The sequence below is a fragment of the Candidatus Avelusimicrobium fimicolum genome, from assembly GCF_021632165.1.
GTDB lineage: Bacteria > Elusimicrobiota > Elusimicrobia > Elusimicrobiales > Elusimicrobiaceae > Avelusimicrobium > Avelusimicrobium fimicola.
Map to the genome: position 1 here is coordinate 145,635 of NZ_JAJWTS010000001.1, position 19,470 is coordinate 165,104.

The window sequence follows — 19,470 nt, forward strand, 5'->3', positions numbered from 1 at the left end:
TTTAAATATGCCCGCACAAGATGCTAACATTATTTTAACCGACGAATTTAAGGACGCTTTATCCTTGCTGGAAGCCCGGCCGCCCGTTATGCCGCTTATCTTTATCACGGGCCGTGCGGGCACGGGTAAAACCACCCTGTTGCGCTATTTTGCCAGGCACACCGCACAAAACGCAGTGGTTCTGGCTACCACCGGCCTTGCGGCTATTAATGTGCACGGACAGACAGTACACTCTTTTTTTCATTTAAAACCCGGCAACCTGTTAGACAAAAGCAACCTCAAACGATTGCCGCGCAAAACCGTAGATGCCGTAGATACCATTATTATTGACGAAGCCTCTATGCTCCGGGCTGATTTATTAGATGCGATAGACTATATTTTGCAAATTTCCACGCATACAGAAGAACCTTTCGGCGGTAAAAAAATTGTTTTATTCGGGGATTTATTCCAGTTGCCGCCCGTAGAAGAATCCAGCTCGGGCGGGCTGTTTGATTATTTCCGCCAGATTTACAAAAGTCCGTACTTTTTTGAAGCACAAGTATTACGCCGTTTGCCTACGGAAGTATTTGAATTGCGCCGCATTTTCCGCCAAAAGGCCGACCCGGATTATGCCAATTTACTCAATTTAATCCGCGAGGGCAACGTAACCCAACCGCAGTTAGACAGCCTGCTCAACACGCGCAAAACCTTTGAACTACCGGAAAATTTTGAAAACAGCATTATTTTAGCCCCCACAAACCGCGATGCCGCTTGGCGTAACGTGCATTATTTATCCTTACTCCCCGGCAAGGAATTTGCCTACGAAGCCACCGCTGATGACTCTTTCGGCAAGGCTACGCCCGCGGATAAAACGCTCCACCTAAAAAAAGGCGCTAAAATTATGATGCTCGTTAATGATGATAACTGGGTAAACGGAGATATCGGCACCGTATATGATTTAGGGCCGGACTTTATACAGGTGGAATTAAAAGGGTGTGTGTATCAAGTGGAACCGCACGTCTGGGAAGATGTACGCTACGAATTTAACGCACTTACACAAAAGTTGCAACCCAAAGTAAAAGGATTTTTTAAGCAATATCCGCTAAAACTGGCCTGGGCCATTACCATACACAAATCACAAGGGCTGACGTTTGACAGTATTTATTTAGATATCGGGAGAGGGGCTTTTGCTCCCGGGCAAACTTATGTGGCATTAAGCCGGTGCCGAACCTTGGCGGGGGTACATTTAAAAAAGGATATCGCGGTAAAAGACGTATTGTGCGACAGCCGCGTAAAACAATTTTTTGATTATATGCGCGGCAACAAAGTTTTGCGGTAGAATTACATCAAAAAGCCCCCGGTTTTCCGGGGGCTTTTTTGCCAAGTAAAACTTATTTGTGGCAGGGTTTAAGCGATTCGGTATAAATCGCGCGGACGGCTTCCTTCGTCGCTTCGGTAGGAGCCAGGCCCAACAAACCGTCCAAAGACGGTGTATTGAACGCCAATTCCACGAGTTTATCCACATCCTCCGCTTTAAAACCTTCGTCCAGCAGTTTGTGCGTAGAGCCGACGGAGAAGAGCCATTTTTCCACCCCTTCGGCCACTTTTTCGGCTTCGCACCCGCAACCTTTTAAGCCGGGCACGATAGGCGCAAGCACATCAGCCAAAGTAGCCGGGCGGGCCGGGTAAATGTTTTTGAGTACCGCCGGCAATAACATCGCCAAGCCCAAGCCGTGCGTCAAGTTCGGGTTCACGCCGGAAAGCGGGTGCTCCAACGCGTGCGTATAGTGCAACATACCGTTATCAAACGCAATACCCGCCGCCAAGGCCGCATAGGCCAAGAAATAACGCGCTTCCAAGTTTTTGGGGTCTTTTAAGGCCACCGGCAAGTATTCAGCCACCAATTTGACTACGGAAATAGCCAAATCAATCGCATACGGAGAGGCTACTTTCGTGGTGGCGGCTTCTACAACGTGGTTTACCGCATCAATAGACACATAGCGTGTCTGGTTTTCGGCAAGGCCCGTCATCAAGGCCGGGTCGTCAATAGAATAGAGCGGATAAATGCAATCATACGCAATGGCCGGTTTGAAGTTCTTTTCTTCAATACTGACTACTGCAAAGCGGTTGGCTTCGGAGCCGGTACCGTGCGTAAGGTTAATTGCAATAATCGGGGCGGCTTCTGACGGCATAAATTGGAAGGTATATAAATCTTCGGCAGTTTTGCCCGGATATTTAAGCAAAATGGCCGCACTTTTGCCCGCATCAATAGCAGAACCGCCGCCAATGGCAATAACCGCCTGTGCGCCAAAATCGTGCGCCATTTTTACGGCATCATTTACGTGGTGGGTATTCGGGTTCGGCGTTACCTGGTCGTAATGCACATACTGCATACCCGTAGTTTCAAAAGCCTTTGTCACGTGGTCCCACGCACCTGTTTTTTTGTAAGCACCGCGCCCGGTCATCACGAGCACCTTATTAATTCCGCGCGCTTTTAAATCTTTGCAGATATCGGCAATTTTGGCAATAGCACCTACGCCAAAATAAACCAGCGTGCGGCCGCGAATTTCGCGAACTTCATTAATATTAATGTCTTTTTCCCACATTGTATTCCCCTCCTGAATATGGTACTTCTTCCCCCATAATATAGCATAATTCGGGGCGAAGCGAAAGCGTACAAAAGGATTATTGTTGCAAGGTATGCCACAGGCGGGCAATCCCCGTTTGAAGCATTATTCGGGGCTTAAAACCTAACCGGGAAATTTTAGAAATATCGGCAGACGAAGTACGCACATCCCCCGCGCGGCTAGGGGCAAAAGTGCGGGCCAATTTTTGGTGTGTGGTTTGTTCAATCAGGCGCAACAAGGCCAGCAAGGAATAACTTTTCCCACACGCTACATTATATGTTTCGCCGGGCACACCTTTTTGAGCGGCCAAAATATTGGCGCGTGCTACGTCCTCTACGGCGATAAAGTCGCGGCTTTGGCGGCCTGTGCCGTCTATGCGCACCGGTTGTCCTTTTAGCGCACACTGCAAAAACTGTGCAATCACCGCCGCATAAGCCCCATTTGGGTTTTGCCCGGCTCCATAGACGTTAAAATAACATAAGCACACCGTTTCTAACCCATATGTTTGTGTGTAAAAACGGCATAATTCTTCGCCGATTTGTTTGGAAAGGGCATAAGGCGAACCGGGATGCTTGGGCGCACTTTCCCTACACGGTTTAGAGGAACTGCCATACACGCAACAAGACGAGGCAAACACCACACGTTTTACACCTGCCTGGCGGGCGGCTTCCAACACGTTAAGCGTGCCGGACACATTTATCTGCCAAGTCAGTTGCGGATCTTCCACCGAGTGGGGCACGGAAACAAGTGCTGCGTGGTGCAGCACATAATCGGCCCCCTGAAAGGCTTTTAAAAGGGCAGAAAAATCACCGATATCAGCCGAAATAACTTTAATTTTATTTTGAACAGAAGATAAATGGGAAAGAGAGCCTGTTGAAAAATTATCCACCGCTACCGCTTCTTGTCCGCGGGAAACCAGTTCTTTGATAATATGCGAACCGATAAACCCCGCTCCCCCGGTAACGACCCATTTTTTGGCTTGTGCACGCACAGGCGGCTCCTTGCTTAGAAATTATGCTTTATTATACTTTTTTCAACTTACGGCTGCACGGCCGTATAGGACGGGATATAATAAGTGGAGAGTTTTTGCACCGCCGGCTGGTCCTTGGCGGAGTGCATATCAAAAATCCCCGCAGTGGGAAAGCCCGCGTTATGTGCAGTCGTCAAGGCATAGAGCGCATCTTCCGCCACCAAGGTACGCTTTTTTTGCGTGCCTAATTTTTTGAGGGCGGCTTCGTAAATGACGGGAGTTCTTTTTCCCGCCCCTACCTCATCACACGTTAAGATAAAATCAAAATAAGGCAATAGCCCCGTGCGTTTTAAAGCCGCTACGGTTAATTCTTTATCCGAGGCCGTAGCCACGCACATCTTCACCCCCTGCTCTTTCAAACGGCGCAAGAGTTCCGGCACACCCGGCTTGGGCATAATGGTATGGAAATACCGCTCGCGGATAGGGGCCAATGTCAGGCGCAAAATTTCCTCAGGCGATTGGGGCAGGTTATATTTTTCTTTAACCAGTTTGGCTCCGTCCATAAGCGACAGTTGGGCTAACTGGTCGTTAAACCCTTCGGGCGGATTAATCCCCTGTGTGCGCAAAAAGTTCACCCCGGAATTTTCCCACGCCCACAAGGAATCTAACAATGTACCGTCTAAGTCAAAAATAACGGCATCAATATCTTTTTTACCCGGGAAAACCACCGGGCGCCACGGCGTTTGCACCGTAAAAGACGGCACAGCCGGGGCAGCCAACAAGGCCGAAATCTGCGGCCCGACCGGCATCCGCACCGCGGGAACTTTTACCAATGGAACACGAAACAGTTTCGGTAAAATTTCCGTGCCCACTTTGCGCGGCACGCGCACGGACGGCAAGCGTTTCTGCGCCGCCGCAAAGGGGGCACAGTACGATAGCAAAGCAAAAATTAACAGCCATTGGCAGGTACGCTTCATATATATATTGTACCTATTTCTGCTTTTCCCCGGGAAAATATTTAAGGCACCGCCAATAAAAACCCGCATTATTTTACCCCCGGCGGGCGGAAAACTATAACCCCTGCCCCAGCAGAAAACGGTGCAAAAAGCCGGAGAACCGGCTCTGTTTTTGCTCCAAAAAAGTTACAATATAAATATGAAACACAACAAAACCTGGCAGGGAAACTCCACAAAAAGGCGCAATACGGCCTTTTTTTTATTTGTCTTTCTGGGTATGCTGACGGCCTTTGGCCCGTTCGTAACCGATATGTACTTACCCAGCCTTCCGGCAATGACGTCGTTCTTTAACACCAATGCTTCTATGGTGCAGTTAGGGTTGACGTTTTCTATGCTGGGGTTAGCCGCGGGGCAAATTGTTTTTGGCCCATTAAGCGATAAATACGGCCGCCGGAAACCGTTACTCGTATCTATGGTTCTGTTCCTGTTATCCACGGTGGCCTGTATTTTTGCGCCGACCATAGAAGTCTTTGTATCCCTGCGCTTGATACAAGGTTTAGCCGCCGCGGGCGGAATTGTCATCTCCCGCTCTATTGCTACGGACAAGTTCAAGTCCGCTAACTTAGCAAAAGCCCTGGCTATTATCGGCGCGATTAACGGTATTGCGCCCGTTGCCGCTCCTGTTATCGGCGGAGCCATTTTAAAAGTAACCGGCTGGCAAAGTGTGTTTATAGTATTGTTTGTCATCGGCCTTTTGCTGACAGGAGCGTGTGTCCATTTTAACGAATCGTTATCCCGCGCCAAACGCTCTAAGGAAAAACTTTCCAAAACCTTTGGGGTATTTAAAACGGTCTTTCAAAACCGCAAATATATTTTTTGCGTGTTGGAACAGGCCTTTGCCTTGGGTATTTTGTTTGCGTATATTGCAGCCTCGCCCTTTATCATACAGGAACATTACGGATTTAGCCCGTTGGCGTTCAGTCTGTTTTTTGCAGTTAATGCCGTAGCGATTGGTATCGGCGCAGGGTTGTCGGTCAAATTCAAACGCCAGGAAAATTGCATTTTAACCAGTTGCTTGGGGATGCTGGTTTGCAGTATTTTATTAAGCGCGGCCTTGTTTGCGGATAGTTCTATTATAGTGTTTGAGGGCCTGCTCTTTGTACTGCTGTTTATGGCGGGACTTTCCTTTACGGCGGCAACTACACTTGCAATGGACGCCGTACGCGGGCAGGCGGGTACAGGGTCGGCTGTTTTGGGGGCGGCAGGATTTTTATTCGGCAGCATTGTTTCCCCCTTGGTAGGACTTGGCAATATGATGCACTCCGCCGGAATTACCTTTGTTACCTGCGCTTTGGGTGCCTTAATCTGCGGATTGTTGGGCACCAAAAAGGTCCGCTCCCCACAAACGGCCGCTGCAAATCCGGCCTAAAATAACTGCTTTTGAAAAAGGCTCCCCAACGGGAGCCTTTTTTATTTTCAAATTACTTCTTGACTTGGAGCCAACTCCAAGAATTACAATATATATACAGGCTTAAAAGGAGAAGAATATGACCATTTCGGAAGTGAGTGAAAAATACGGTCTGCCCGCAGACACCTTGCGCTATTACGAAAAAGCCGGGCTTATCCCCCCGGTAAACCGCAAGGAAAGCGGAGTGCGCGATTACACCGAAACGGATTGCGGTTGGGTGGAATTTATTAAATGTATGCGCGGGGCGGGGCTATCCATAGAAACGCTTACGCACTATGTAACACTCTACCGCAAGGGAAACCGCACCTTGCAAAAGCGCAAACATCTGCTAATTGCCGAGCGGGACCGCTTAAAACAACGCATTGAAGAAATGCAACAAACGCTGGAACGTTTAAACTATAAAATTTCTGTTTACGAGGACAAAATTGTCACTTGTGAGAAAAAACTTTTAAAGTGAGGAAGTTATGTCTAAAAAGGTATTAATTATTTCTGCCAGTCCCAGAAAGGACGGCAATTCCGACCTGTTATGTAACCAATTTTTAAAAGGAGCCTTATCCGCCGGGCATCACGCTGAAAAAATTGCCCTGCGCGAACACCAAATTAACTATTGTTTGGGTTGCGGCGTATGCAACACGTCGCACAAATGCGTGCAAAAAGACGATATGGGTGAACTTTTAAACAAAATGGTAGAAGCAGACGTAATCGTTTTAGCTACGCCAGTTTATTTTTACAGTATGGACGGACAGTTAAAAACATTTATTGACCGCACCGTTCCGCGCTACAACGAGATTTCCAATAAAGATTTTTATTTTATCATTACCGCCGCCGACACCAGCCATAAAAATATGCAGCGCACCTTGGAAGCCCTGCGCGGATTTACCGCGGACTGCCTGGACGGCGCACGGGAAAAAGGAATTATTTACGGTACGGGAGCCTGGCAGAAAGGTGAAGTAAAAAATCTTCCCGTATTTCAAGAAGCCTACGAAGCCGGAAAAAATTGTTAGGAGCATAAAATGAACGTATTAAACAAAATTAACGACCCGAAAGATTTAAAAAATCTCTCTTTGGCGGAATTAACCGCCTTAGCGGATGAAATCCGCCAGACCTTAATCGTAAAGGTAAACGCCACAGGCGGCCACTTCGGCCCGAACCTGGGCTTTATTGAACCCACGATTGCAATGCACTATGTGTTCAACTCGCCCGAAGATAAGTTTGTGTTTGACGTATCTCACCAATGTTACACGCATAAAATGCTGACTGGGCGCAAACAATATTTTACAGACCCGTCCAACTACGGCAAAATCTCCGGCTACACCAACCCGCAGGAAAGCGTCCACGACCACTTTGTAGTGGGCCACACCTCTACCGCCCCCAGTTTGGCAGTAGGCCTGGCAATGGCGCGTGATTTGAAAGGCGAAAAGAACAACATTGTGGCCGTCATTGGCGACGGTTCTTTGAGCGGCGGCGAAGCCTTTGAAGGGTTAGACAACGCAGGTGCTTTAAAAAGCAACATTATTATTGTGGTAAACGATAACGAAATGTCTATCGCCCCCAACCACGGCGGTTTATATGGCAACCTGGCACTCCTGCGCCAAACCAAAGGCAAAGCCGAGTGCAACTATTTTAAAGCCTTGGGCTTTGATTATGTGTATGTGGACGACGGAAACGATTTATCTTCTCTCATCACCGCTTTTAAACAAGTAAAAGACACTCCGCGCCCCACCGTGCTACACTTGCATACATTAAAAGGTAAAGGTTGTGCGGAGGCCATCGCCAATAAAGAAGCCTTCCACTGGATTCTGCCCGGCGCATTAGACCCCAAACCCGCTCCGGCCCCGCAGGAAACGTACGATTCCGTAACCGTGGACTATATGCTTAAAAAGCACGCGGAGGATTCTTCCTTTATCGTGCTGAACCCGGCCACGCCCGGCGCAGTCGCCTTAACGCCAGATGTGCGCGCAAAACTGGGCAAGGGCTTTGCCGATTTGGGCATTGCCGAGGAACACGCTGTGGCCGCCGCCTCTGCCCTGGCCGCGGGCGGAGCCAAACCCGTATTGGCGGTTTTGAGTTCCTTTATTCAGCGCACATATGACCAACTGTCGCAAGATTTGGCACTTAACAAAAATCCGGCCACCCTTTTGGTTTATTGGGGCGGTATTTCCGCCGGAGATGCCACCCACTTGGGCACCTTTGATATTCCCTTAATTTCCAATATTCCCAATATGGTTTATTTGGCTCCCACGTCAAAAGAGGAATATTTGGCAATGCTGGATTGGTCCGTCAACCAAACCCATTATCCTGTGGCTATCCGCGTGCCGTTCGCCCCGCTTACGCACGCCCACCGCCCCGTGGAAAAAGACTACTCCGTCTTGAACCGCTACGAAGTGGTGGAAAAAGGTTCCCGCGTGGCTGTTATTGCGGCAGGGTCTTTCTTCCAACTGGGCGAAAGGGTCTGTGCCGCACTCAAAGCCAAACTGGGCATTAACGCTACGCTTATTAACCCGCGCTATTTAACCGGGGTGGACGAAAATGTACTCAACGGCCTTACAAAAGGGCACGAACTCGTACTCACGCTGGAAGACGGCGAAATAAATGGCGGTTTTGGCGAGAAAATTGCCTCGTTCTACGGCAACAGCGAAATGAAAGTGCTCAACTTTGGCTCCCAAAAGGAATTTACCGACAGAGTGCCTTTGCCGGAACTCTATGCGCGTTACCACTTAACGCCGGAGTTAATCGTAAAAGATGCAGCCGCTTGCTTAAAAAAATAAAAAAATACCTATTCCCGGTCTTTTTAAAAAGGCCGGGAGTTTTTTCTCCTCATAAAAGATAAAATAATTAGTGTGATACTTTTTGCAGCCGGGCATATTCTATATAGATGACGTCATTTGAAGACCTTTACAATACTTATTTTAAGCGGGTGTACGCGTATATTTTTTCGCGCGTACGCAATCACGCCACCGCCGAAGATTTATGCGCAGCGGCGTGGAAGAACGCATATGAGCATTGGGCTTCGTTTGACGAACAAAAAGGTGAATTTACCCAATGGATTTTTACGATTGCGCGCAACCAGACCAATATGTATTGGCGGTTATATTGGGTAAAAAACGTATTTTCGCTAACGGAGGAAGCCGCCCCTGAATATGCGGGCGACTCCCCTTTAAAGAATCTGGAACAGGATACCTTCCGGCGCGACCTGACAAATGCCCTCGGCAAGTTATCCGCACGGGAACGGGATATTTTAGCGCTGAAATTTTATTCCGGCCTAAACAACCGGCAAATCGCGCAAGTATCCCAATTAAGCGAATCTAATGTCGGCACAATTATAAACCGTGCCGTAACCAAAATGCGCAAAGGGATGAAAAACTATGACTAAACAGCCTTGGCAGAAACGCGCCGCACAAACCGATTTTGACCCGCAGGGCCGTGCCCAAGCCCGCGTATGGACCCGTTTGCAAGAACGGCCGTCCCACGCGTGGAAACGCTCCGTAACGTGGGGTATGTGCGCCGCCGTATTACTTGTGTTGGGGGCCGTAGCGGGTGCGCGTTGGAGTGCAAAGGAATATACTGCACCGCGCGCCGCAAACGGAGCGCAAATGCTCCAATGCAAAAAAACAGGCTCGCAATTTTTATTATCAGCCGAAATTCAATGCGACGGTAAAAACTGTTCCTGCACAAAAAAATGGACCGACTGCACTTGCACCGATTCCCCTTGTGTACACAGCAAAACCTGCCGCTTAAAATTACCCGATTTCTATCCGCAAGATACCGAAACCTTGCAGGACGAAAATTCAAAAATTCAATCAGCCGGGCTGGCCGCTTGCCAGACCCAATGTTAGGAGTGTTAAATGATTAGCCGTACAATTAAGCCGTTATTACTCACGCTCGCGTTTTTTACCGTTTCGTTCGGCGCGTGGGCCAAGCCGGTGGATGCCGTGTTATTCACCTCGCCTTACTGTCCGCATTGCCGCCATTTAAAACAAGACGGTTTCCCGCAAGCGTTTAAAGAAAAACACCAAGACAAGGTCCGCTTGACCGAATATGACTTGACGCAAGATGCCAACAATGTTATTTTTTCGCAAACCTTGGAAGCCTATCACTTGGATAATGCCGGAATTCCAATGTTAATTGTAGGGGAAACAGTATTGCAAGGATACCCCACGCAAATCGGCCCCGGAGCCGATGCCGCCGTTCAAAAAGCAATAGACAATAATGAAGAAACCCGCGTACCCGGTTTGCAAAAAGAGGAAGCGCCTTCGTTGCAAACACACGAAACGCTGTTCAGCCAAATCACGCTGTGGGCCATCATTGGTGCGGGGCTGGCCGACGGTGTCAATCCGTGTGCTTTTGCGGTAATCGTATTTTTTGTGTCTTTTTTGGCGGCCTATAAATACACCAAAAAAGAAATTGTAATCGTGGGGTCAGCCTACTGTGCAGCCGTCTTTTTGGCCTATGTGCTAATGGGGCTGGGCGCATTCCACGTTTTGTACGCTATGAAGGCATTTCGCTATGTAACCTTGGCCGTCCAATGGGGTATGGTGGGGCTGTGCGGGGTGTTTTTGCTCCTCAGTATTTACGACTTTGTAGTCTATCAGCGCACTAAAAAATCCGAAAAAATGCTCTTACAACTGCCTACCAATTACAAAGTGTATATCCACAAGGTAATGCGCTTCTTTTTAAAAGATAAACACAGTTCTATGTGGCGGCTCTTGTTGGCGGCATTTATTGTGGGCTTTGTGGTCTCCGGGGTGGAGGCCGTATGCACAGGGCAAGTGTATTTGCCTACAATTGTGGTCATTTTAAAGGAAGTAAACCAACATTTTTGGCGGGCCACGGAGTTCCTGTTATTGTACAACTTGATGTTTATTTTGCCTCTTGTGCTGGTCTTTGTGCTTACGTTGTGCGGAAAGGAATCAGCCACCTTTAACGATTGGCTTAAAAAGCATTTGGGCCTTACCAAGTTTATCCTGTGCTGTGTGTTCTTGGGATTACTTATCTTGCTATTAGCCACTATGTTTTAAACAAACATACGAAAAAAATCCCGGAGCGAGAAAACGCTCCGGGATTTTTTATCTTACAAACTATTTGTCTTCCTTTTTAAAGAGGTCGCGCAAAAATTCGGCTACCAATTCCTTGGAGCCTAATCCTACCCCGATACCAAAGGCCAACCCCAAAGAGGCTAGCAAAATAATTACCACGTTGTTTACCAACTGGTTGGCAAAACCCAGGTTTTCCACCGCCACTAATGCACAGAAAAATACAATAAACGCATTAACCGCGCGGGAAATAAAAAACCCGCCTTTTAAATTATTGGCCTTGGCGGAATTTTCAATAATATTCCCCATTAATTTGCCGAACAGCAGGCCCGCAAACAAAACCAAAACGGACACAAAAAGCGTCGGGATAAATTCTAAAAATTGAGTAAATAAGTTGCGGATAATCGCCAAATGAAGCACATCCGCCGCCAGCACAATGGCGTAAAAAATTACAGCCCAGGCCAGGACAAATGAAATAATATACGTTGGAGATTTACCTAAACCAAACCGCACGCACAACTCGTTAATACCCAGTTTAGAGGTTTTGTCATCAAAGGATATTTTGTTTAAAATCTTCTTGGCATAAGACCCCACAAAACGGGAAATATAAAGCCCCACCACCAAAATTAAAATAGCGCCTACCAGCGCACCTAATATTTTCAAACTGCTCTGTCCCACCCGTAATAAATGTTCGCTAACTTGCGCGGAAATCAATTCCAAATCCATAAAATGTCCTCCTTTTTTTAAATTGTAGCATATATTATTTGTAAAATAAGTATATAGGTATGACGACAAGCACGCAAATCCAATATTTAAAGGGCATCGGCCCGGCCAAAGCAAAACTGTTTGAACGGTTAGAAATTCAAACCGTAGAGGACTTGCTCCATTATTATCCGCGGACATATCAGGACCGCCGCTTAAATTCCACACCTAATGAATATAATTCCGAGTCGCTCGTGGTTTTTAAAGGGCGAGTTTTGCGTACCCAGCAAATCCCGGCCCGAAGCGTGCTGATTTTTAAAGCATTTTTAGAAGATGAAAAGGGACAGCAAATGGAGTGCACCTGGTTTAAAAAACGTACGTTCCGCGCTTTCCGCTTTGACCCGTTCGGCACACTTAAAAAAGATTTTCATATCAATAACGAAGTGTGGATTATCGGTAAACGCGAAGATAAAAATAATTTCTTCGGCAATAAAGTTACAGTAGATGAGCATTACCCCGCCGCAGACGTTTTAACCAAGTTACACGCGGGCCGCTTAACGCCTATTTACGGTTTGACCGAGGGGCTGACAAATAAACAATTCCGGCAATTTGTCTATGAAGCCCTGCAAACCCCGTCCCTGGCGGCCGAACCGGAAACTTTACCGTCTGTTTTGCTGTCCAAACGCCAATTATTAAGCGCACCGCAGGCCTTAAAAGCCATACACTTTCCAAATTCATTAGCCGAACTGGAAAGCGCACGTGCGCGCCTGGCGTATGAGGAATTTTTGCTCCTGGCTACGGCGTGGGGCATTAAACGCACACAAACTAAAATTTTAGCCAAAGATTATTCATACGAAATCAAAAAAAACCTTTTAACCCCGTTCCGCGAGCAACTGGGTTTTAACTTTACGAACAGCCAAAAAAAAGTTATCAACGAAATTTTTAAAGACCTCTGCTCCCCCCGCCCGATGAACCGGCTGTTGCAGGGAGATGTCGGCTCCGGCAAAACCGTAGTGGCTCTGTGCGCGATGTTGCTGGCGGTGGAAAACGGGTACCAGGCCGCGCTAATGGCCCCGACAGAAATATTAGCAGAACAGCATTTTTTAACTTTCAAGCGCATTTTAAAGGGTTTAAAAGTGAATTTGGCCGTCCTGTCATCCAGCACCAAGGCCGCGGCTAAAAAGAAAATTTTAAAAGAACTCGCTGATGGGAAAATTGATATTTTAGTGGGCACGCACGCTGTTATCCAAGATGATGTGAAATTTCACAATTTGCGTCTGGCAGTCATTGACGAGCAGCACCGCTTTGGCGTAAAACAGCGCAGCAAACTAAAAGAGAAAACCGCCAAATTAGACCTTTTGACTATGACCGCTACGCCTATTCCGCGAACATTGGCCCTTGCGTTCTACGGCGATTTAGACGTTTCCACATTAAACGAACTCCCCCCCGGACGCCAACCGATTCAAACGGAATCGGCCACTTCTAAACTGGCCTACGACCGCGTGCGCGAGGAAGTAAAAAAAGGGCGGCAGGCATATATTGTTTTCCCGCTGATTGAGGAAAGTGAAAAGGTTTCAGCCAAAGCCGTAACGGAAGAATTTGAAAAATTAAAAAAGGTGTTCCCGGATTTCCGCTTGGCTGTTTTGCACGGGCAAATGTCCCAAGCGGAAAAGGAAAGCGTAATGGCCGATTTTGCCGCCCATAAAACAGATATTTTGGTAGCCACCCCGGTAATTGAGGTAGGCATTGATGTAAAAAACGCTACTGTAATGGTAATTGAAAACGCAGAACGCTTTGGGTTGGCCAGTTTGCACCAGTTGCGCGGGCGTGTGGGCCGCGGAGAACACGAAAGTTTCTGTATTTTAGTACCCCAACACGCGGGGAATATAGCCAAAGAACGCGTGGACATTATCTGCGCCACGCGGGACGGCTTTAAAATCGGCGAACGTGATATGCAACTGCGCGGACCGGGCGAAATTTTAGGCACGCGGCAAAGCGGCGAACTGGAATTTAAAGCCGGGGATATTTTTAAGGACCGGGATATTTTATATCAGGCCATTGAGGACCGTGACGAACTTTTATCCCAAGACCCTGCCCTCACCAAGCCGGAACATTTTTTGTTTCGCCAAAAACTGACGGAACTCTACCAAAAAAATTGGCACCTGATTGATTTAAGTTGAGGACAATCGGGTCTCTTTGTCAGCACTATTTTTGTGTTTTAGGTTGCAACACAGTAACTTCTGATACTGGGGAAGAGGTTTCAGGCGTTTGCTTGCAGGAAGTAACCAAGTACCTTGGCGTTTGCCGGCGGCGGTTTAATATTTTTTCGTTTGCGCCGTGCGCGGCCAAAAAACCGTAAATAGCCCGGTTGCAATTTAACGCCGCCAAATGAAGCGGGGTGTTGCGGTCGCTGGCGGGTGAGATACGGTTCCCGTGCGGTTCATTGGCCAAAGATTCAAATAATTCCGGCTCCACCTCATCCATAAAGGCAAAAAGCATACGCAACATTTCTTCGTCATTATTGGATACGGCCAAGTGTAGGGCATTTCCCCCGTTGGTGCGGACGTCCAAACGGGAAAAACTATCAGCCAAAAGTCTGGCCATTTTGACGTCTTTATTTTTTACCGCCGCCAAGAAGGCCGTCGTTCCGTCCGGCTCTTCTACAAAAACCAAGGTTTTATCGGCGCGCAACATTTCTTCCGCCTTGTCCGTGTCGCCCGAGCGTACCACGGCAAAAAAGGCCGCGCCCGACACCCCGGCACGCGCAATCAGCGCACTCATCCCCAACAAGGCAAGCAGAAGAAATTTTCTCATAAAGTTAGTGTAATCTATTTTATCCCGATTAGCAAGGGCGGTAATATGTTATAACCGAATAATCTATTCTATCCAAAATACACGGTTATCTTTGCGAGGAGCGGCCGTGGGCATATCGCCGTCCATGTATCCCACTGCACAATGACCTACGCCTTCCCAGTCGCCCTGTACGCCCAACTCTGCAAGCAGTTTCTTCCATTCTGCCTGTTCAAACTCTTCTTTGGCACGGTGTATCCAAATGCTACCCAAACCCAAGGCATGTGCGGCTAACATCATATTACCCATTACCAAACTGCCATCGTAAATGTGTGTAAATTGTGCTTTATTGGCAAGCACCACAAGTACCACAGGGGCACCATAGAAAGGGTCAAATCCTTCGTTCCACCCACCGATTTTGCAGTTTGCCTGTGCAAGTTTGTCACGCATTTCTTTATTCGTAATAGCAAGGACCATAGCGGCTTGTTGGTTTTTCCCGCTGGCGGCATAGAGCCCGGCTTGTACAATCTGCTCTAAATCTTCTTTTTTAGGCATTTGCGCTTTAAACTTGCGGATACTGCGACGCTCTTGCATAGCTTTAATAATCTCGTTCATATTACTCCTCTTCATTTATTCGTTCTATTTTGAAAATTACAGGTCTTGTCCCATCAGAACAACAAGCAATCATGGTGTTTTCCTCTTTCATCCAACCTTTCATGATAGAACCCCCTTGTAGACCTGCGTAAATATAACGTGAAATAGCATCCCATAGTTCGGAACAATGCGGCATTTTGGGGCCACCTGCCACTGTATTAGGGTCGGCCTTCGTTTCCACTAATGTATTAAGTCCACCATGCCAGAAATCATCTTTCTTGGCATTTCTCTCAAAAATAAATACATCGCCTACATTATAGCAAGGGCAAGGACCTGCTTTCGGGTCCGCACAGTAGGCTTGTTGTAATTCCGGATACAATTTTTTATCAATAACTGTTAATTTTACTTTATATTTCATCAACTCATCTCCGACGTAAATATAGCGTATTCCACCTTTCTACAGGCATTGTACCACATTACAGGACTATCTGCCCAAAAAAAGCGGCACGCCCGTTTATAAGCGTGCCGCTACCAAAAGGCTCTATTCTATTTATCCAAACGCGGGAAAAGAGGAGCATACTTTTCAATCTTGCCGGGCAAGAGCCTCCGCTGCATTTCTTTGGCAATCGTCGGCATAAACGGCTCCAACCACACCGCCACTTTACGCAGGCAGGCCACCAGTTCCAACAAGACGGCCTTAGCGGCTTCCACATCGTGTTTGGCCAATTCCCACGGTTTTTTCTCGTCCACCAGTTTATTTAATTCGCTGGCGAAGCCGTAGATATTTTCAAGCACTTTATCAAAGGCCAGTTCGTCATACGACTTATCAATGGCTTGGTCCACTTCGTTGGAGTGCGCGAGCAATTTATAGTCGCCTTCAATTTTTTCCGGCAATTCGCCTATATTTTTTGCCGCCATATTGAGCGTACGGGAAAGCAAGTTACCAATGTTATTTGCTAAATCGGAATTATAACGGTTTTTAAAACTTGCCATAGAAAAATCTCCGTCCTGCCCAAAGGGAACTTCGCGGAACAGAAACGCACGCAGCGGGTCCACCCCGTATTCGGCGGCTACTTTGGCCGGGTCCACAATATTGCCCAAGGACTTGGACATCTTTTCCCCCTCCACAGTCCACCAACCGTGAGCAAATACTTTTTTGGGAAGAGGCAATCCAAGCGCCATCAAAACCGCGGGCCAAATAACCGTATGGAAACGGAAAATTTCCTTACCCACCATATGTAAATCAGCGGGCCATAAATCTTCAAACTTTTCGGCTTTGATTTGTTTTAATTGTTCCTCGTGCAGCGTTTTATCTGCGCAAATATGTGTGCCGTAACCTGCGGCGGAAATATAGTTAATAAGCGCATCAAACCAAACATAAATGGTATGTTTCGGGTTGCTCGGCACCGGGATACCCCACGCCACTTTGGTACGGGTAACGGATAAATCTTGCAAGCCGCCTTTTACAAAGTTGATAATTTCGTTTGCGCGGTATTTGGGGCTTAAAAAGTCGGGGTGTTCCTCATAATATTTTAAGAGAGGTTTTTCGTAGCGGGAAAGTTTAAAGAAGTAGGTTTCCTCGTGTACTTCGGTCAGCGGTTTTTTGTGTACCGGGCAGAGGTTGCCTTCCAAAATTTCGCTTTCGTTATAATATTGTTCGCAGGACAAGCAATATTTACCCGAATAGGAACCCAAGTAAATATCCCCGCTCTTTAATAATTTTTCAAAAATGGCCTGCACCACTTGTTCGTGTTTTTTGTCGGTAGTGCGGATAAAATCGTCATAAGAAATATTTAATAATTTCCACAATTCTTTGTATTTACCCGAAACCCGGTCCGTCCACTCTTTGGGCGTTACGCCTGCGGCGGCGGCGGATTTTTCAATATTGGCACCGTGTTCATCGGTCCCCGTCAAAAAGCGCACATCAAAACCTTTCAAGCGTTTGTAGCGCGCCAATACATCTTGTGCAATCGTCGTATAAGCGTGCCCGATATGCGGAACTGAGTTCACATAATAAATAGGGGTAGTAATATAGCATTTCTTGGTCATAATTTCTCCGTATTAAAAAATCTGCAAATTTAAACCGTCTAAACTCATTAAAGCCGTTTCCAACACCAGCGCAGGCGATACGTTCCGCCCGATACTGCGCTTGTAATTTTCAAATCGTTTCAGCATTGTTTGATAAACACACTGCTTGTTTTCATCGGCCTCGTCTATCCAGGCGCGGTGCAAAGCCATTATCAGTACATCCAGCACCGCCTGGGCCTCTTGCCTAGACGTTACCAACGTGCGGGAAAGCCCCGCCGCCACACCGCTTGGCCCTTGCGGGGAGCCAAAGCCGCCGGCTTCCAACAAATCTAACGCTCCTGCGGCTTTTACCGCACTGGAAACAGAACCGGCACTGTACCGGGCGCACAAATCCGCATTGGTTACATTGGCCTGTGTTCGTGTCAAAATTTCTTTTACATTTTCCAAGGACAAAGGCGAAAAAGCAAGCGGTTGGCAGCGCGACAAAATCGTCCGCAGCATTGCCGCGCGTTTATTGGTAATCAACACCCAAACCGTTTTATACGGCGGTTCTTCAATAAATTTTAAAAGAGCATTGGCCGCCGCGCCCTGCATCGTTTGGGCTTGGTCAATAATCAGCACCTTCCACCCGTTCCCCACAGCCTTTTGCTGGGATTTGGCGGTAACATCGCGAATAGTATCTACGCTAATGTGCTGCTGTTTGGTGATTTCCTTTTCCAGTTCTTCGGCATAGCCTTTGCTGGTAAAATCTTTTTTTACTTCTAACCGGGCCTGATAAGTAAAATCTACAAAAGTTACATCCGGGTGGGTAGCCTTATCAATGGCCCGGCAGTTGGCACACACGCCGCAGGCATCTCCGCGCCTGCGGGCATCTTCGTCTAAACAGTTTAGAGCCTTGGCAAATTCAAGCGCCGCCAAGCGTTTGCCCACACCGTCCGGCCCAAAAAACAAAAGCGCGCCCGGAACCTTTTGGTTCCGGACCAGTTGTTTTAAATACGAGGAGGCTTTTTCCTGCCCCAAAATATCAGCAAACGGCATTACTCTATAATATGGCGGTCCAACAGCAGTTGGCGCACTTGGTTTTGTATTTCGTCTATGTTTCTGTCGGCATCCACCAAATACGCATTGGGGGTGGTTTGTACCATTTCCAAATACCCTTGGCGCATTTTCTGGCGGAAAGCCACATCTTCCTGCTCTAAACGGTCCGAAAATAAATATTCCCCGCGTTCGGTAAAATATTTATCCGACATTAAAAATACGAGTGTCAAATCGGGTTGTAAATGGAGCGAAGCCTCTTGGTTTAACGCTTCAATTACCTTTAAATCAATGCCCCGCCCATAACCCTGATAAGCGCAGGTGGACATTGTATAACGTTCGCAAATGACAGTTTTTCCGGCTTCCAAGGCTGGCAAAATTTTTTCCTGCGTGTGCTGGGCACGGGAGGCTTCGTAAAGCATTAATTCCGCCATCGGGCGGATATCCAATCCCGGTTCCAACACCAACTGCCGGATGCGTTCCGCTGTGGGGGTGCCGCCCGGCTCACGAGTTAAAACAACCTCGTGTCCGCACGCCACAAGCCTATTATAAAGCAACTTGGCTTGGGTAGATTTGCCACAACGGTCCGGCCCTTCTAAAACAATAAACTTGCCTTTCATTACGCAATTCCTTCCTGCGATGTAACAATTTCCAACTGCGCTTTTTTGTTGACCTTCCAGGCAGATTTATTTACTTGGTCCAAAATCGGGGCCAATTTGCCTTGGGCATTTAAAATGAAATCAATAATTTCGCGGTAAGCACCGTCCCCGCCGTTACGCTTGGTAACATAATGCGCGCAATTTTTTACTACGTCCAGCGCATTGGGCACAGTAGCCGCAAAACCTACGGCTTTTAAAAGAGGCATATCCGTAATATCATCACCGATATAGGCCACTTGTTCGGGAGTCAGGCCTTCTTTTTTCAAAATATCGTTAAGCGGTCCCATTTTGGTTAAAAAGCCTTGGTACATATATTTATAACCCAAGTTTCGGGCGCGCTCCACAGTGGTTGGATGGCGGCGGCCCGTAATAATACCGCACACAATATCCGTACTGTTGCAGAGCATCACAGCCAGACCGTCCTGCGTGTTAAAAGATTTAAATTCGTCTATTTTGCCGTCGTCCCGTACGAAAAAGTTTACTTTTCCGTCCGTTAAAATACCATCTACGTCGGTTAAAATGGCCCTGATTTTGCGGGCGCGTTCTATTGCTTGTTCCATATATAAGGTATTATACAAAATATCCCCCGCTGTAAGGCATCTGCCCTGCACCCGAAGGGCGCGCGTAAT

At 47.4% G+C, this 19,470-nt stretch carries 20 protein-coding genes; 9 read left to right on the plus strand and 11 right to left on the minus strand.

Annotated features, from left to right (window positions below; translation table 11 throughout):
* The first annotated feature begins 7 nt into the window (after positions 1–7).
* Positions 8–1,318 (plus strand): ATP-dependent DNA helicase, encoded by a 1,311-nt coding sequence (locus ACQY2K_RS00710; protein WP_428040362.1) that lies wholly within the window; start codon positions 8–10, stop codon positions 1,316–1,318.
* A 52-nt stretch (positions 1,319–1,370) separates the two neighbouring features.
* Here the strand turns inward: ACQY2K_RS00710 and ACQY2K_RS00715 are convergent, their stop codons facing one another.
* The 3 genes from ACQY2K_RS00715 to ACQY2K_RS00725 form a co-directional block, all read right to left on the minus strand.
* Positions 1,371–2,585 carry an iron-containing alcohol dehydrogenase gene (locus ACQY2K_RS00715; protein ID WP_428040363.1) on the minus strand — a complete coding sequence of 405 codons (1,215 nt, stop codon included), beginning with the start codon at positions 2,583–2,585 and terminating at the stop codon, positions 1,371–1,373.
* A 79-nt stretch (positions 2,586–2,664) separates the two neighbouring features.
* Entirely contained in the window at positions 2,665–3,597 is a 933-nt protein-coding gene (locus ACQY2K_RS00720; RefSeq protein WP_428040364.1) for an NAD-dependent epimerase/dehydratase family protein, read from the minus strand.
* A gap of 47 nt (positions 3,598–3,644) precedes the next feature.
* Entirely contained in the window at positions 3,645–4,553 is a 909-nt protein-coding gene (locus tag ACQY2K_RS00725; protein WP_428040365.1) for an HAD family hydrolase, read from the minus strand.
* A 178-nt stretch (positions 4,554–4,731) separates the two neighbouring features.
* Between ACQY2K_RS00725 and ACQY2K_RS00730 the strand changes: the two genes are divergently transcribed.
* The 7 genes from ACQY2K_RS00730 (at position 4,732) to ACQY2K_RS00760 (ending at position 11,018) form a co-directional block, all read left to right on the plus strand.
* Complete coding sequence (locus ACQY2K_RS00730) at positions 4,732–5,961, plus strand: Bcr/CflA family efflux MFS transporter (protein ID WP_177747905.1); 1,230 nt, start codon at positions 4,732–4,734, stop codon at positions 5,959–5,961.
* 118 nt (positions 5,962–6,079) lie between these two features.
* The gene (locus ACQY2K_RS00735) at positions 6,080–6,457 is read left to right on the plus strand and encodes a MerR family transcriptional regulator (RefSeq protein WP_177747902.1); all 378 of its coding nucleotides are present in this window, start codon (positions 6,080–6,082) and stop codon (positions 6,455–6,457) included.
* Between the two features lie 7 nt (positions 6,458–6,464).
* Positions 6,465–7,004, plus strand: coding sequence for a flavodoxin family protein (locus ACQY2K_RS00740; protein ID WP_428040366.1), 540 nt, complete (start codon positions 6,465–6,467; stop codon positions 7,002–7,004).
* A 9-nt stretch (positions 7,005–7,013) separates the two neighbouring features.
* A complete protein-coding gene (locus ACQY2K_RS00745) occupies positions 7,014–8,768 on the plus strand; it encodes a 1-deoxy-D-xylulose-5-phosphate synthase (protein WP_428040367.1) in 1,755 nt (584 codons plus the stop codon).
* 107 nt (positions 8,769–8,875) lie between these two features.
* A complete protein-coding gene (locus ACQY2K_RS00750) occupies positions 8,876–9,373 on the plus strand; it encodes an RNA polymerase sigma factor (RefSeq protein ID WP_428040368.1) in 498 nt (165 codons plus the stop codon).
* Positions 9,366–9,836, plus strand: coding sequence for a hypothetical protein (locus ACQY2K_RS00755; RefSeq protein WP_428040369.1), 471 nt, complete (start codon positions 9,366–9,368; stop codon positions 9,834–9,836). Before ACQY2K_RS00750 ends, ACQY2K_RS00755 begins: the two co-directional genes overlap by 8 nt.
* 9 nt (positions 9,837–9,845) lie before the next feature.
* Complete coding sequence (locus ACQY2K_RS00760) at positions 9,846–11,018, plus strand: hypothetical protein (protein ID WP_428040370.1); 1,173 nt, start codon at positions 9,846–9,848, stop codon at positions 11,016–11,018.
* Positions 11,019–11,078: 60 nt separating this feature from the next.
* On the opposite strand, the gene ACQY2K_RS00765 is transcribed toward ACQY2K_RS00760, so the two are convergent.
* Positions 11,079–11,759, minus strand: a complete 681-nt coding sequence (locus tag ACQY2K_RS00765; RefSeq protein WP_177747886.1) for a mechanosensitive ion channel family protein — start codon at positions 11,757–11,759, stop codon at positions 11,079–11,081.
* A 59-nt stretch (positions 11,760–11,818) separates the two neighbouring features.
* Here ACQY2K_RS00765 and recG point away from each other — a divergent pair, with 59 nt between their 5' ends.
* Positions 11,819–13,915, plus strand: a complete 2,097-nt coding sequence (gene recG, locus ACQY2K_RS00770; protein ID WP_428040371.1) for an ATP-dependent DNA helicase RecG — start codon at positions 11,819–11,821, stop codon at positions 13,913–13,915.
* A gap of 25 nt (positions 13,916–13,940) precedes the next feature.
* Here recG and ACQY2K_RS00775 read toward each other — a convergent pair whose 3' ends face one another.
* From ACQY2K_RS00775 to ACQY2K_RS00805, 7 genes are all read right to left on the minus strand, one after another.
* A complete protein-coding gene (locus tag ACQY2K_RS00775; protein ID WP_428040372.1) occupies positions 13,941–14,549 on the minus strand; it encodes an ankyrin repeat domain-containing protein in 609 nt (202 codons plus the stop codon).
* A gap of 63 nt (positions 14,550–14,612) precedes the next feature.
* Entirely contained in the window at positions 14,613–15,140 is a 528-nt protein-coding gene (locus ACQY2K_RS00780; protein ID WP_428040373.1) for a nitroreductase, read from the minus strand.
* A gap of 1 nt (position 15,141) precedes the next feature.
* Positions 15,142–15,537, minus strand: coding sequence for a TIGR04076 family protein (locus tag ACQY2K_RS00785; protein ID WP_428040374.1), 396 nt, complete (start codon positions 15,535–15,537; stop codon positions 15,142–15,144).
* 128 nt (positions 15,538–15,665) lie between these two features.
* Positions 15,666–17,168, minus strand: coding sequence for a methionine--tRNA ligase (metG, locus tag ACQY2K_RS00790; protein WP_428040375.1), 1,503 nt, complete (start codon positions 17,166–17,168; stop codon positions 15,666–15,668).
* 12 nt (positions 17,169–17,180) lie between these two features.
* Positions 17,181–18,185 carry a DNA polymerase III subunit delta' gene (holB, locus tag ACQY2K_RS00795; protein ID WP_428040376.1) on the minus strand — a complete coding sequence of 335 codons (1,005 nt, stop codon included), beginning with the start codon at positions 18,183–18,185 and terminating at the stop codon, positions 17,181–17,183.
* A complete protein-coding gene (gene tmk, locus ACQY2K_RS00800) occupies positions 18,185–18,802 on the minus strand; it encodes a dTMP kinase (protein ID WP_428037799.1) in 618 nt (205 codons plus the stop codon). Before tmk ends, holB begins: the two co-directional genes overlap by 1 nt.
* Positions 18,802–19,401, minus strand: coding sequence for a KdsC family phosphatase (locus ACQY2K_RS00805; RefSeq protein WP_428040377.1), 600 nt, complete (start codon positions 19,399–19,401; stop codon positions 18,802–18,804). Before ACQY2K_RS00805 ends, tmk begins: the two co-directional genes overlap by 1 nt.
* Positions 19,402–19,470: the final 69 nt, after the last annotated feature.

Bases quoted from the DNA above. Each gene is read 5' to 3' on its own strand.
- ACQY2K_RS00735 (WP_177747902.1), top strand. From the start codon at position 6,080: ATGACCATTTCGGAAGTGAGTGAAAAATACGGTCTGCCCGCAGACACC.
- metG (WP_428040375.1), bottom strand. From the start codon at position 17,168: ATGACCAAGAAATGCTATATTACTACCCCTATTTATTATGTGAACTCA.
- ACQY2K_RS00730 (WP_177747905.1), top strand. From the start codon at position 4,732: ATGAAACACAACAAAACCTGGCAGGGAAACTCCACAAAAAGGCGCAAT.
- ACQY2K_RS00775 (WP_428040372.1), bottom strand. From the start codon at position 14,549: ATGAGAAAATTTCTTCTGCTTGCCTTGTTGGGGATGAGTGCGCTGATT.
- ACQY2K_RS00715 (WP_428040363.1), bottom strand. From the start codon at position 2,585: ATGTGGGAAAAAGACATTAATATTAATGAAGTTCGCGAAATTCGCGGC.
- ACQY2K_RS00740 (WP_428040366.1), top strand. From the start codon at position 6,465: ATGTCTAAAAAGGTATTAATTATTTCTGCCAGTCCCAGAAAGGACGGC.
- ACQY2K_RS00760 (WP_428040370.1), top strand. From the start codon at position 9,846: ATGATTAGCCGTACAATTAAGCCGTTATTACTCACGCTCGCGTTTTTT.
- ACQY2K_RS00780 (WP_428040373.1), bottom strand. From the start codon at position 15,140: ATGAACGAGATTATTAAAGCTATGCAAGAGCGTCGCAGTATCCGCAAG.
- tmk (WP_428037799.1), bottom strand. From the start codon at position 18,802: ATGAAAGGCAAGTTTATTGTTTTAGAAGGGCCGGACCGTTGTGGCAAA.
- ACQY2K_RS00765 (WP_177747886.1), bottom strand. From the start codon at position 11,759: ATGGATTTGGAATTGATTTCCGCGCAAGTTAGCGAACATTTATTACGG.
- ACQY2K_RS00725 (WP_428040365.1), bottom strand. From the start codon at position 4,553: ATGAAGCGTACCTGCCAATGGCTGTTAATTTTTGCTTTGCTATCGTAC.
- ACQY2K_RS00805 (WP_428040377.1), bottom strand. From the start codon at position 19,401: ATGGAACAAGCAATAGAACGCGCCCGCAAAATCAGGGCCATTTTAACC.
- ACQY2K_RS00710 (WP_428040362.1), top strand. From the start codon at position 8: ATGCCCGCACAAGATGCTAACATTATTTTAACCGACGAATTTAAGGAC.
- ACQY2K_RS00750 (WP_428040368.1), top strand. From the start codon at position 8,876: ATGACGTCATTTGAAGACCTTTACAATACTTATTTTAAGCGGGTGTAC.
- holB (WP_428040376.1), bottom strand. From the start codon at position 18,185: ATGCCGTTTGCTGATATTTTGGGGCAGGAAAAAGCCTCCTCGTATTTA.
- recG (WP_428040371.1), top strand. From the start codon at position 11,819: ATGACGACAAGCACGCAAATCCAATATTTAAAGGGCATCGGCCCGGCC.
- ACQY2K_RS00785 (WP_428040374.1), bottom strand. From the start codon at position 15,537: ATGAAATATAAAGTAAAATTAACAGTTATTGATAAAAAATTGTATCCG.
- ACQY2K_RS00755 (WP_428040369.1), top strand. From the start codon at position 9,366: ATGACTAAACAGCCTTGGCAGAAACGCGCCGCACAAACCGATTTTGAC.
- ACQY2K_RS00745 (WP_428040367.1), top strand. From the start codon at position 7,014: ATGAACGTATTAAACAAAATTAACGACCCGAAAGATTTAAAAAATCTC.